Here is a 13,453-nt window from a genome sequence, read left to right on the forward strand (position 1 = left end):
CACCGGAGAGACGATGAAGGCGCGCCCGGACCTTGCCAGGTCAGTTCATGTCGACGATCGACCAGCCGCTGTGGCGGGCCGCCACGGCTCCCGCGCAGGTCGGACTGGGTGACAGGGCCCGAATGCACCAATGCGAGGCTTCCGCCGCCTCGCCGCCGACGAAGCGCGGTGTCGTGTCGCCGTGAACGGCAAGATCGAATTCGAAATGCTCCGGCGGCAGGATGAAGCCCGTGCCGAGCGCTTTCAGGCAGGCCTCCTTGCGCGCCCAGGTTTCAAAAAAAACCGTTTGCCGTTCTGATGCAGGGAGCGCGTCGAATTGTTCGCGCTCGCGAGCGGAGAAGACTTGGATCGGCATGCTCTCTTCGATCGGACGAATATGTTCTACGTCGATGCCCACCTCGAACCCGCTCGAAACGGCCAGCGCCGCCGTATTTTCGCTATGGCTCAGATTGAAGCAAATCGTCCATCCCGTAGGTTGGCTAGTGCAAATCGGTTTGCCTTCCGGCCCATACTCGAGTGCGACCGCGCGTGCAGGGAGCCCAGCATAGCGGCCAAGGATCTGTCTGAGTTTTCCCCTCCCGGTCACGTAGCGGCAGCGATGCAACTCGAAGCGAAAGTTGCCGGCCCGTTCATGCTCCTGCGCGGAAAGCGTCTCCCAGTACCGATCAAAATCACTCCCGCAGGCGTCGAGGTCCCATTGCCAGACATGGACTTCTTGCGTGGTTGGCGGTGTGAGTGGCGAAGAAGACATTGAGGGCCTGGTTCGGCTTGCGGGGGGCAGTGCCGGTGCGGCACGGAACATCGCGCGCCACCCGGTTGAGTGCGCAACGAGTGGCACACGCAGGAGTGAATGTACAGATACAACTCTCGCGGAATTGTTGGGCAACCCACGGAACGACACTTGCGATACGGCCTACGATTCATCAAAGAATGATGCAATTACGCTGCACTGCGTGCGCGCATCCGTACGGGGATCGACAAGTCGACGCGGCAAATGCCGAAACAAGGCGTCGACACAAAACCTGTGAGGCTCTCCGAAAGTAGCTGGGCTGCATGGTCCTTTGCGACTCGATGCGGCGCCGGAGGAATCATCTATTGCTTTGGCTTCCAGAACACCGGTCGATTGCGTTCGCTATAGAACTGAGTCTGCTCCATGGTCTTTGAAAAGACTGGTCCAAGACCCGTTTGGGAAAGGTTTGCCAATCGACTCTGTATGGAAGTAGAAAGTATGTTTAATTGTAATGTAAGAAAAAATGGATCGATTTCCAGCGGATAGATCGGTCTCTGGTAAGGAGCGGTAAGAATATGTGCGATTGACGTGCTACCAGATCAGGAACGATAGTCCTACTCTTTGCACGAGGAAGTTATCGAAATTCAGATTCGAGGTGCGGGATGCGGTGTGATTTGGACAATGGCTACAACGTTAGTGTGATCATTCCACACTACGACAGCGTTGATTTGCTTTGGTTGGCAATAGAATCGATTTCTAGCCAAACCGTTGTTCCGCAGGAAATCATTGTCGTAGATGACGCATCCGGGCTGCATTTCGAATTGCCGAGTCGTTGCGGAGACAACATTGTCTTGCGGCTGATTCGCGAAGGCGAGAACCATGGTGCGGCGTGGTGTCGAAACCGCGGCATAGAGGAGGCCACCGGTGATCTGATCGCCTTCCTTGACGCCGACGACCGATGGCTCCCGAACAAGCTCGAGCGCTGTATCGCCGCGTTCGGTCCCAAGCCTGACGGGAACGAAGCGAAGGTGCTCTTCAGCAACGTCGTGCTAACGGACGCCGGCCGGCGCGTCCTGGGCAACCGCGCGCCCTACGATGGCCAGTCGATGCTCGACTTCATCCTGCTGGAGGGGGGCTATATTCAGACTTCATCGATCATGATGTGGCGTCATCAGTACCCGCTGATCAGCTTCGATGGATCGTTGCGTCGTCATCAGGATTGGGATTTCGCCATTCGAGCTGAAATGGCTGGCTGCGTATTCGTATACTTGCACGATGCGCTGGTGGAGTATTCCCTGAGCGAAAGTCCCGCCAGAATATCGAAGGCGGTCAGTTGCGAACCCAGTCTCGTGTTTTTTGAAAAATATAAAAAGATGATGTCAAAAGGGCATGTCTCATCATTTATATTTAATGTTCTGATTTACAAGAAACTGAGTATTGCCTTGAGGCTTGCCATTGTCGAGCGAGTTTTGTTTAGGGAGATCGAGATTCCTAGCAAGGATTGGGCGGCACTGTTTGCGAGGCTGGTTATCGGCTGGGGAGGGGTGAATTTAATCAAGCAGTTGAGACGGATAATCCATGCTGAGGATTATTCGATTTGAGTTGCATTGGCCTCGAAAAATAAAAGTTATAGCCGGTGACGCGGCGATCCTGCACATCCCGTCTCTCCCCCGCCAGTTTGACCCCTGAAGTTCGAAGCTCTCGCCAAGGGCTGGCTCCTACCCTTTTGAATTCCCGAGATCGGCCCTGCTACGTTGACGACGTTTATAAACGTTGCACGAGTCGCCGCGGCGACTCGCGCGCTGAACCCATTTGGGGTTGTGTCTGTCGGCGCACAGATGGTGTATCTGCGCTCTGCTCTAATCTCAAGGCCGAAACCGGCAGCGTGTGGAGAACGTTTCGACTTCGAGGTCCCCAATGCGTCAATTTGTCCGCGATTTGTTTTACTCATCCGTCGCCGATAAACAGGTCAATTTACCGCTGCCGCCGACGTCGCTCGCGATCCATTCGCGCAAGCTCAATATATTGCTGCTGGGCACGTGCTCAGTGGAAATGCTCGTCAAGCGAAGCGCAAACTCCGGGCACAACATCCGGCACATACTGATGGGCTCGAGACGCCACGCCCCGATCCCGGAAGCCGCGCCAACCGATGACGTCGTCGTCGTGAATCTCACGCTCCGCCACATTCTGCGCGAAGTGACGCAAACGCCCGAACCCATAGTGGATATGGTTTTTTCGCGCCTGCGTTCAGACGATGAAGCTCGCGCTTTTCTGCAAAAAACAGGGGAATATCTCGCGCAGAAGGTGGCGCAGGTCGCCGCGCAGATCACGACCGCTCCGATTGTCTTCATGTCGTTTTTCGAGCCGAGCTTCAATTACGACGGCGATCTCATCGATCCATTCGCTGTGACATCGCCCGGATATCTGGTGCGTGAGATTAACCGGCTTTTGTCGGACGCTGTGCGCAAGACAAACAATTGCTACTTTCTCGACGCCAACGAGGTACTCAATTTTGTCGGCCGCCGGCACCTGCAGGACGATGTCCTGTTGAGCAGCTCCCACGCCTCGTTCATCAACGATTGGGACTTCAAGCTGGACGCGAATCGGCTGATTGCGCCCAAAGCGATTGTCAATATCCTGACATATGAGGTCGCGTCGCGCGAATTTACCCTCGCGTTCCTTTCCCGGATCGAGGCGATAGTCAAGGTCATCGAACAGCGAGACCCAGTGAAGCTGATTATCGTCGACCTCGACGACACCATGTGGCGCGGCGTGGCAGCGGAAGGCGAGAGCGTGAGCCAGGAAGAGCGCATCGAAGGCTGGCCTATCGGCCTCGCTGAAGCCTTGCTGTTCTTCAAGAAGCGTGGCGGATTGCTGGCGATTTGCAGCAAGAATGAACAAGCGCCCACCATTGAACGGTTCAACGCCATCTGGCGCGGCGCCATCACCATGGACGACTTCGCGTGCGTACGCATCAACTGGAAGCCCAAGTCGCAGAACATCCTTGAAATCCTCAAGGAGGTGAATCTGCTTCCGGGCAACTGTGTGTTCATCGACGATAACGACCGCGAGTTGTCGGAGGTGAAGGCGGCGATTCCTGCCATTCGTTGCCTCGGCGGCAATCACTACGACTGGCGGCGGATCATTCTGCGATCGGCCGAAACGCAGGTCCCCATCGTCACCGAAGAGTCAGCGCGCCGCACCGAACTCGTGCGCGCGATCTCGCAGCGCGAAGCGAGTGCCGACGCGAACAATGGTGTTTCGCGGGAAGAGTGGCTAGCTTCGTTACAGCTTCGCCAGTCATTCTTCTTGATCAAGACGCCGCAATCCAGACACTTCGATCGCGCGTTCGAGCTTATCAACAAGACGAATCAATTCAATACGACTGGGAAAAGATGGGAGCGGTCGGAGTTCGAGGCGTTCATCAGCCAGGGCGGGTACTGCGTGGTCTCTTCGCTGCGCGACAAATTGATCGACAACGGCATCATCTCTGTTTGCCTGATCAATGGCGAGAAGATTGTCCAGGTCGTCCTGTCGTGCCGCGTGTTTGGGCTCGGCGCAGAGTTAGTCGTCGGGGCGATTGCTACGCGGTTGGCGCTGAAATCCGCATCTGAAGTTCGTGCTGAGCTGGTTGATACCGGAAGGAATGCGACCTGCCACGACTATTTCAAACGGCTCGGGTTCGCCGAAACGGCCGTGGGTTTGTACTCGCGCACCGCGAACGAGCTGCCGTCCTATATCGAGATCGAGAATCTGGGCGCGGCCGAGTTTCCGCCTGTGCGGATTTAGCGCAGCGCTTGTTTGGGAAGTCTGCCAAACAACGCAGGTCGTGTCCGTTCGTCTCGATCAGCATCCACGGGTCGCCTGCCATCGCCAATGGACCTCTCCGGGCGGCCGGACATCATGCGTATTTTGGCGCTGTTCCTTCCGCGCATCGTGTATTCACACGCGGCTCGCGCGCTCCGCTTTACGCAATCTCGCCAACACGAAACGCAGTCGTCTGTATTTCGTCTGCCTACGGCAGTCATGCGCGCCCTTTGAACGCGACTGAGACTCAATGAGCGTTCGGCAACACTTCAAGACAACTCGCTGACCTCTGGGCGGTAAGGCTCGGTAAGATTCGGCTACTGACACAGCGCCGGTTCTACCAAGAGGTCAGAACAAATGATAAGCCCGACTAGTCCTTTCCCGGTGTTTGCCGCGGTGCTCCTTGCACTCGTCACTGCCAGAGTTTTGATCTGGCGATTCGGTGCCCCCAACGCTGCAGGACGCTTTGCTACGATTGACGGATTGAGAGGGTACCTGGCGTTTTTCGTTTTTCTGCACCATTCCTGCATATGGTACTACTACATCAGAACCTCACAGTTTGACTCCCCCCCGTCGAATTTCATGGCAAATATCGGACGAGCCGGCGTGTCCCTGTTTTTCATGATTACCGGATTTTTGTTTTCGACAAAAATAATCAATGATAAAGAGAACGGAGTTGACTGGATCAAGCTTTACGTCTCCCGAGTCCTGCGGCTGACTCCGTTGTATCTGTTCGCCATGCTGCTGCTGTTCGTCGCGGTCGCTTTCATGTCACGTTTCGCGTTAGCGCAATCTCCTTTGACGCTAACGGCCAACGCATTGAGATGGTTAGCGTTTTCAAGTTTTGGTGAGCCGGATCTCAACGGGCTCAAGGGCACGAACCTCATTTTGTCGGGGGTGCCGTGGACGCTCGCCTATGAATGGGGATTCTATCTTTGCCTCCCTCTGCTGGCGGTGGTGATTGGAGCTATTCCGTCGCTTGCGGTATTGATAATCGGATTTATCGGCGTGCTGGATCTTGTTCATTTTCATGCGGAATCGAGATTCCTCGCACCGTTTCTTGGGGGAATCATTGCGGCACTTCTTTGTCGTCACGCCTGGTTCCGCCACCTTTCACAGAAGAGGATTGTCTCGATCGTTGCAGTCGCCGCGATCACCGTGGCGGTCACTTTGTTTACAACGACCTATGCGTGGATCCCGTTAGCGTTGCTTTCCCTGAGCTTTGCGGCGATTGCCGGCGGCGCCACCTTGTTCGGCGCCTTGACCAGCCAGCTGTCCCGCATGCTAGGGGAACTCGCTTACAGCATCTATCTGCTGCACGGTTTCATTTTGTTTGCGCTTTTCAATGTTGTCGTTGGAAAGCAAAGCGCGCGCGTATTCACCCCTCTGGAGCACTGGTTCACGATCCTGCTGACCACCCCGGTCCTGGTTCTTGTCAGCTATACGACTTTTCGATTGATCGAGAAGCCCGCTATGCAATACACCGAAAGTGTTAGCAAGTGGGTACGCCAGGTCATATTTGCGAAGCGTGGCGCGTTGGAAGAGTCGCTTTGAATGCGTTGGCGTGGTTCCACGTTGACGGAAACTAGCAGCAAGCTGTGGCGTTCGAATCTGTGCGGGATATTGGCCTGCCGCTGGTTCGGAGGACTGAACTGGCGGCGGACCAATTCCCGCTTGTACGAAATTACTTCTCTTGCGCAACGCTGCCAGGTGCTTTAGTCCATGTGGTACGCAAGGGCCAATGGCAGGCAACTGCCGCAAACAGCAGGACGTAGGTTGCGAGGAAGTAGTAGGTGAGGGAATGCACTCGAATATCAAACAATCCTTCGAGGCATAGAGGCAGGATGGTCAGGAAAGGGAAAATCTTTAAGAACAGCCCCACCCACCCATCACCTCGTGACGAGAGGATCATGGACAAATAGAGGCAAACCGCGAAAACGCTGAAATCATACGACATCAACCTCGGATTGAGCAGAATGAGAATGGCGAGGAAATAAAACAACTCGCTCGTCGAGTTGATCTGCAAAGAGCGTTGCCCATGCCTGTACCGAAAGACTGCCGAAATCAATATAACGAGAAGCATCATGAGAAAATGGAGAATGAAGCCGAATTTCCCCATCCCAAATCTGGAGAACACGCCAAAAATTGTCAGCCCTGCGTCCCCATGCTGAACGATCTGATTGAAGATGGCACCCTGGAATTCCGCCCACAGTTGCGGGTAAAGGGCAGGTTGCGCTATGTAGATGCCAGCAACCGATAGCAGCAGCCCAACAAATACGAAAAAACTGCGACGGGGCAGAAAGAGATAGAGCAAGGCATAGGCGAGGAAGTAAGGCTTTATGGCAGAAAACAGTACGATCGCGATCGCATGTGGCGCCAACGTGTAGACCGACCGCCTCGTGTATAGAAAATAGGACAGCGATACTAGGAGCAGGTGTGCGAAGACGCTTATGTTTCCCGTCTGGATCGAAGCAAAGCCAGATCCCCCAATCAGGAAACCTAGAATCAAGCAGGGTGCCAGGCGATGATAGGGAACGCTAGATTTGAGATGAATGCAAGCGCAAGCAATTCCAACTACCGAGGCTAGAACCAGGGAAGCAAAGGAGGTAGGGAAGTCGATAGCGGAAAATATCTTGAGAAAAACAGGCGGGTAAACAAATGGAAAATCACCCGCTGCACACGTGTAGGGGTCCGGTCCAGACGAATAGCATTCCAAACCTTTCTGATACACATGATAGTCCCAGAAGAATAAGCCAGTTCTTCCGCTGAATGCGAAAACCAGTAAGAGGCATGTGGCCGCAGATACACTCCATAGCCACGCCTTGTCGTCGTTCACGCTCGCCGTCTCTAGCTTCAATTGCGTCCCCAACTCGATCAAATGACCGTCAAGTACCATCGCAGGTTGATGGCTAAATACGAGTCTCACCTTCGAATTCCCAGTCGATCGGAGCGCAGTTCACACGGGTCTTGATCGTGAGGTAATCGTGCATTCGTCGGTGAAACGTGAGGAACCCAATGGGGCTTTGCTCAAAGAACGCAAGCGCGAACGCCGATCACAGGTTTTTCGAAAGGTCGCGCGAGCTTCACCGGACTCAGCGGACAAACGTACTGCATCGCGCTGCGTGAGTCTGTACGCCAGCGCACGTCGTCGACCCAGGCAAATGGGAGAGCACCGATCGATTTGCAGTTGCTGTGCGCCGTAGCCGAGTTCGCGTCCGAACGCGTCATCGATGCCTTCGGGCAGACCGATGGCATTCGCCACAGACAGTGGCATCCCTGATGCCTATCGCCGTAAGGGGAGTTGCACCGAGCCTGGATCTCGATGTCGGCGTAATATCAGATTGCGAGCAGCATGCTGAGACCAGATAGTGCGATCACAGCGAGGCTTGCACGATCTTTGAACGCAAATACGATCGGGTCGTCGTGCATCATGCCGCGAAACGCGCACATCCAGATCCGGCTCACCCAGAAGAGCGTGAGTGCAAATGTGGCCCACAATGCCTTCGGGTGGTGATACAGCGCCTTCATTTCCGGCGTGTTCAGATAAAGTGCGAGCACGAGCACGGCGAGGTATGCGGAAGCCGTGCCGAACGAGCGCAAGATCGAGATGTCCTGCGTGATGTAGCCGCGGCCGGCGGCTTCGGTCCTGCCTTCGCGCACGATCATGTCGAGTTCGACATAACGCTTGACCATGGCAAGCGAGAGGAAAATCGGTACGCAGAACAAGATTAGCCAGTACGACAGCGGGATGCCAGTTGCCGCGCCGCCGGCGATCACACGCACGGTGTACAGACACGCAAGCGTGAACACATCGACGAGTGTCATGCGCTTGAGCGCGAACGAGTAAGCAACGGTGGTCACGAAATAGCCGGCCATTACGACGCCGAACTCGCGCGGCAGGAGTGCTGCGAGGCCACCGCCGGCGGCGAGCAGTCCCGCGGTAAGCACGATGCCGAATTTCAACGACAGCTTGCCCGACGCGAATGGTCGGCTGCGCTTGCGCGCGTGCCGCCTGTCGGCGTCAAGGTCGAGCATGTCGTTAAGCAGGTACACCGACGAAGCGGCCAGGCTGAACGACAAAAAAGCGATACAGGCGGCAGCGAGTGCGGAACGCTCCGTGAATTGGTGTGCGGTGAGAAGCGGCACGAAGATCAGCACGTTCTTCACCCACTGATGCACGCGCATTTCCTTGAGCACGAGCGGAATCAGCCGGCGCTTTTCCTCGAAAAAGATGATCGCGGCATTTGTCTTGCGGGCCGCGGCGGCAATGTGCTTGTCGCCGACCACGATCGCCTGGCGGGCCTGGCGCCATACCGGCAAATCCGCTCGCGCATCGCCGCAGTAGTCGAAGCCGTGGTCGCCGAACTGCTCAACGAGCGCCCGCGCCTTGTTTTTGCCGAGCAGGTTGTTGCTGACCGTGCTCGCGAGTACACCGGTAAAGAGTCCAATGTGTGTGGCGATCTGGGAGGCGAGGCGCTGGTTAGTGGCCGTGCAAAGATACAGATCGCGCCCGCTTGCTCGCTCGTCGCGCAGCCAGGCGAGCAATTCAGTGTTGTAGGGCAGGACGCCAACGTCGATGTTTACGCGTTGGGCGATCTGCTCCTTCAGATAGGCGCGCCCGCGCAGCGCCCAGGCGAAGCACAGAAAGATCGACAGCGGACTTTGTTTGACGAGCACAAAGAAGGCTTCAAACAACAGGTCGGTGCGCGTGAGCGTTCCGTCAAGGTCCACACACAGCGGGACAGGGTGTGCTGCGGGCGTGGCCATCTTCATTCTCCGTGCCGGGACAGGAACAGGTGGACAGGTTGTCGGGGCGTTGGTCGGAGCGCAGCACAGCCCGCGCTCGCATAATCTGCGATCCGGGAAAGGATCGTAACGACGGCGGCGTAGGGCCTTTGTGCTGCAGCGCACACGTGCTCAAGAAAAAACGAAGCGTTTGTCGAGGTGGTATTTCGTGACATAGCCGATCACCAGACCGAGTGCGCCACCAGCCAGGCGCGCGATTTCCTCGTGAAAGAGCGCATCCGCGCCGAACTCCACCGCCCAGAAAACGACTGTCGTGCCGAGTCCCATGGCAACGTACAGCGTGAACGTGCGCACACCGTGTGCAACGCTGCGGTGCTCGTAGCGGAATATCCACGCCTTGTCGAGCAGGTATTTGACGACCAGCCCGACGCCTGTTCCGATGCAGACCGAAATTGCAACTGCATACAGGCCCTGGTACAGATGGAACGCGAGGCTCTGGCTGCCTAAATTCGCGCCGATTGAAATGGCAGCGAACACCGCGTACCAGAACACGAGCCGCGAACGGCTGAGCGTCATGCTGGCAGCCAGACTGCTCATAGGGAAATCCTCTTGAATACGAAACCAGGCAACGAGCGGATCACGAGCATGATTTCTGCCCAGAACCACGGCGTGTAGAGCGAATCCTTGCCGCGCTCCACGGCGCGCACGATGTCTGTCGCCACGCGCTCGGGCGAGGCGACGAGCGGGCCCGGCAGCGCGAGTCCAGCTGTCATTGGCGTGTTCACGAAACCCGGCTTGATCGTCAGGACTTTCACGTTCGACTTGAAGAGCCGCGCGCGCAGCCCTTCGCAGAAGGTCGTCACCGCCGCCTTGGCGGTGCCGTAGACGTAGTTCGAAGGGCGGCCGCGGTCGCCTGCCACCGACGAGATGACGGCGATCGAACCACTCTTTTGTGCCTCGAACACGGTGGCCAGCAGGGTGAGCAGGGCAATCGTCGAGAGGGCGTTGACGGTGATCTCGCGCACCGCGGCCTGTGGATCGCGTTCGCACTCCGACTGATCGGAGAGCGTGCCGTGCGCGAGTAGAACGATGTCGATGCGGCCAAGCTCTGTCATGGCGGCGTCCAGCATGGCGCGGTGCTGTTCGAAATCGTTCACGTCGAGCACGAACGTGCCGACCCGGCCGGCACCGCGCACGCGCAGGTCCTGGGCAACCGCGTCGAGACGCGTCGCATGGCGCCCAGCCAGCATGAAGTTCGCCCCACGTTTGATCCATTCCCGGGCACAGGCCACGGCGATGGCGGAAGAGCCGCCCACGATCAGAATGTTCTTGTCCATTACCGGGTTGTCCGTTGCCAGAAGCGCGACATCAAGGCCGGGTCGCGCAGTTGTTCGAGTGTCTGCCACGCTGGATAGGCGGCACGAAAATCCGCACCACTCATGTGGGCGTCCTTGGCCGGATATTGGCGGCCGCCCGCTTCGCGCACGATCGCGTCGAGTCGCGCGAAAAGCGTTGCGTTGCGCGTGTCGTGCTGGGGAAAGTCGAGGGCGAGCGAAATTCCCTGCATTGGGAACGAAAGCAGCCCTGGAGAGACGAGCGGACCACAGCGCTTGAGCACCGCGAGGAAGGAACCTGCGTGGTTCGAGGCGATCGCGTCGAGGAACGCGTGCAAAGCGTCGCGTGCCGTGTCATCAGGCACGACGAACTGATACTGCTGAAAGCCGCGTCGCCCATACAGGCGGTTCCATTCGCCGATGCTGTCGAGCGGATAGAAATAACTCGCGCAGTTGACCACGTCGGGCCCTGCCTTGCTCGCCGCCCGGTGGTAGTAGAACTCGTTGAATAGCTTCAGCGTGTAACGGTTCACGGGAGACCACGGCGGGGCGAACGGCACGCTCCGCACGGGGCGGCGCGGCATGTCGAAGCATTGGTCGGTTGCGTGGTCGGCGCTGGCATAGATGCCGCGCCCAAGCGAGGCGCCGCGCCCTAAACAGTCGATCCACGCCACGCCGTACTCGTGCTTCGCGTCGTACTCGTTCGACAGCGCGAGAAACTCATCGAGATTGCCGAAGGGGCGCGTGTGGGTGGCCAGGCGGCTCGACTCGACGGGCATCAGTTGCAGTTCGACCCATTCGACGATCCCTGTCAGGCCAAGGCCGCCGATCGTTGCGCGATAGAACTCCGGGTTTTCTTCGGGCGCGCATTCAAGCGGCTCGCAATCGGAGCGCAGCAGCGAAAAGCGACGCACGTGTCGCCCGAAGGTGCCGCGCACGTGGTGGTTTTTACCATGCACGTCGTTGGCGAGCGCGCCGCCGAGCGTTACGAATTGCGTACCGGGCGTGACAGGCAACATCCAGCCGCGGGGGACCGCAAGCGTAAGCACGTCGCCGAGCGTGACGCCCGCTTCAGCACGAATGACGCCGGTTTTCCAATCCGCGGCAATGAAGCGGTCGAGACCGCGAAGCATTAGGACGTGGTCAGTGGCGGCAAGACAGCTGTCGCCATAGCTGCGACCATTGCCGAAGGGCAACGTCGTGCCGAAGCGCTTGGCGGCGTCGCGGAGCGCAGTCTGTGCGTTCTCTCGCCAACCGGGCTCGCGGCCGGTTTGCGGTGCGTACGGGTAGTGGCCCCAGGAACTGAGCTTCGAGACGCTCATGACGTGCGGTCGCCGGTTAAAAGATTGACAGTAGGCGCATATTAGGGAGGCTGCGCCGGGATTACCGTTCGCCGGAACACAAAGTCCGCCTTCTGGCGCACGAACTCTGCCTTCCCGGCAGCGTTCTGGATCACAGGCTTTGCATTCGATCCGATACGTCTCTCAGGAAGCGACGCGTAGCGTCGCCGCATCCGGGGCGAACGAACTGCCCGACGATGTCGTGGTCCGAGCCCTGTATTTCTATCGCATCCGCGAACCGCGCTGCTTTACATGGCGGAACAAGCCTGCCATTTGTCGGAGTACAGACGATTGCGATCATGTATGGCCGAGGCCAACATCGCGGATTTGCTGGCATGCATACCCCGATATGCTCTTCGCGCGATTCGCCAATTGTTACTGGACGTTCATTCCGTGTCGAATCACTTGCAGAGCAGAAGGAGGCGCTCCTGGTCCGAGCACGGGCGTGCATTGACTTGTTCCGCTGCAGCAGCGCGCGGTGGCGCGGCCGCCTGCATCGCGGCGCGATGCGCGAAACACGCCTTGAGGCGCCGTTCGACGGGCGGATAGTATTGCCAGCCTTTGCCGAGGCCCGGTAGCTCGAGCTTGACCTGCTTCCACTTCGGATGGCCGTGCTCCTGCAGGTTGTCGAAGTTCGCGCAGAGCGAATCGGCAAAACGCTTCAGGTTGCCGACCGTATCGCGCAGGTTGTAGTCATAGGTGACGAGAAAGGCCTTGACCGTCCACGTCGGCACGTCTTCCTTGAGCCAGTTCGGGTAGCTCGACACGTGGATCGTCGCGGGATAATAGGTTTGCTTTGCGCGCGCCGTCTCCGGCGCGTTCGCATCGACGCGCAGGAAGCGGATCTGCTGCAGCAGCTCGGGGTTCATGTCGGTGAAAAGCTTCGCGGGCTGCCCGGCGACGATGATGGCCACATCGATCTTCTTGACGATGAGCGCGGCCAGCGCGTCTTCGTTGCTCAGGTGCTGCGCGTTCTGCTCCGGAATCGGCTGGCCGAACATGAGTCGGTACAGCGTCGTCGCCGACTGCGCGGTGCCGCTGCCGATCAGGCCGACGCTCATTACCTTGTCCTTGATCTCGTTGATTGCTTTCATCGGCGAATCGTTACGCACGACGAAGTAAATCTCTTCGTCATAGAGCGGCATGATGAGCCGCAGTGGCCGTATCAGCGTGCCGGCCTCTTCGTTGCCGGAATTGGCCATGTCGACGTAGGCCTGGTAGACGTCGGACTGCACGAGCGCGAGCTTCACGCCGGGCTCGAAACGCATGCGCTGCACGTTTTCGGCCGAGCCTTTCGATGGGATCACTTCGAGGCCAATGCCCGCCGGCTGCGCGACCCATTTCGCCAGGTCCTGGCCGATCTGAATGTACGTGCCGCGCTCCTGGCCGGTCACGATTTTGTAGTTCGCGTCTGCCGCGGCGGAGACGGCGACCGGCGCACAAAGCAGGGTGAGCAGTCCCGCCAGTGCCGCTAGGGTCATTTTCAGCATAGTTTT

General features: G+C 57.9%; 10 protein-coding genes. 3 read left to right on the forward strand and 7 right to left on the reverse strand.

Annotation, left to right across the window (positions count from 1 at the left end; translation table 11 throughout):
• Positions 1–40: 40 nt before the first annotated feature.
• Positions 41–751, reverse strand: a complete 711-nt coding sequence (locus AB4Y40_RS26445) for a 4'-phosphopantetheinyl transferase superfamily protein (RefSeq protein ID WP_368690321.1) — start codon at positions 749–751, stop codon at positions 41–43.
• Between the two features lie 653 nt (positions 752–1,404).
• Here AB4Y40_RS26445 and AB4Y40_RS26450 point away from each other — a divergent pair.
• From AB4Y40_RS26450 to AB4Y40_RS26460, 3 genes are all read left to right on the forward strand, one after another.
• Positions 1,405–2,331 (forward strand): glycosyltransferase family 2 protein, encoded by a 927-nt coding sequence (locus AB4Y40_RS26450; RefSeq protein WP_368690322.1) that lies wholly within the window; start codon positions 1,405–1,407, stop codon positions 2,329–2,331.
• 316 nt (positions 2,332–2,647) lie between these two features.
• Positions 2,648–4,519, forward strand: a complete 1,872-nt coding sequence (locus AB4Y40_RS26455) for an HAD-IIIC family phosphatase (RefSeq protein ID WP_368690323.1) — start codon at positions 2,648–2,650, stop codon at positions 4,517–4,519.
• Between the two features lie 375 nt (positions 4,520–4,894).
• Positions 4,895–6,091, forward strand: a complete 1,197-nt coding sequence (locus AB4Y40_RS26460) for an acyltransferase family protein (protein ID WP_368690324.1) — start codon at positions 4,895–4,897, stop codon at positions 6,089–6,091.
• A gap of 130 nt (positions 6,092–6,221) precedes the next feature.
• Here the strand turns inward: AB4Y40_RS26460 and AB4Y40_RS26465 are convergent, their stop codons facing one another.
• From AB4Y40_RS26465 to AB4Y40_RS26490, 6 genes are all read right to left on the reverse strand, one after another.
• Positions 6,222–7,373: a hypothetical protein gene (locus tag AB4Y40_RS26465; RefSeq protein WP_368690325.1), complete on the reverse strand. Its 1,152-nt coding sequence runs from the start codon at positions 7,371–7,373 to the stop codon at positions 6,222–6,224.
• 500 nt (positions 7,374–7,873) lie between these two features.
• On the reverse strand, positions 7,874–9,304 hold the full coding sequence (locus AB4Y40_RS26470; protein WP_368690326.1) for a UbiA family prenyltransferase: 1,431 nt from the start codon (positions 9,302–9,304) through the stop codon (positions 7,874–7,876).
• A 150-nt stretch (positions 9,305–9,454) separates the two neighbouring features.
• Entirely contained in the window at positions 9,455–9,880 is a 426-nt protein-coding gene (locus AB4Y40_RS26475) for a GtrA family protein (protein ID WP_368690327.1), read from the reverse strand.
• Complete coding sequence (locus AB4Y40_RS26480) at positions 9,877–10,620, reverse strand: SDR family oxidoreductase (protein ID WP_368690328.1); 744 nt, start codon at positions 10,618–10,620, stop codon at positions 9,877–9,879. The genes AB4Y40_RS26475 and AB4Y40_RS26480 overlap by 4 nt, the downstream gene beginning before the upstream one ends.
• Positions 10,620–11,939, reverse strand: coding sequence for an FAD-dependent oxidoreductase (locus AB4Y40_RS26485; protein ID WP_368690329.1), 1,320 nt, complete (start codon positions 11,937–11,939; stop codon positions 10,620–10,622). Before AB4Y40_RS26485 ends, AB4Y40_RS26480 begins: the two co-directional genes overlap by 1 nt.
• A 419-nt stretch (positions 11,940–12,358) precedes the next feature.
• Entirely contained in the window at positions 12,359–13,447 is a 1,089-nt protein-coding gene (locus AB4Y40_RS26490; RefSeq protein ID WP_368690330.1) for a TAXI family TRAP transporter solute-binding subunit, read from the reverse strand.
• Between the last annotated feature and the right edge of the window lie 6 nt (positions 13,448–13,453).

This window comes from Paraburkholderia sp. EG287B (assembly GCF_040965595.1).
Lineage (GTDB): Bacteria > Pseudomonadota > Gammaproteobacteria > Burkholderiales > Burkholderiaceae > Paraburkholderia.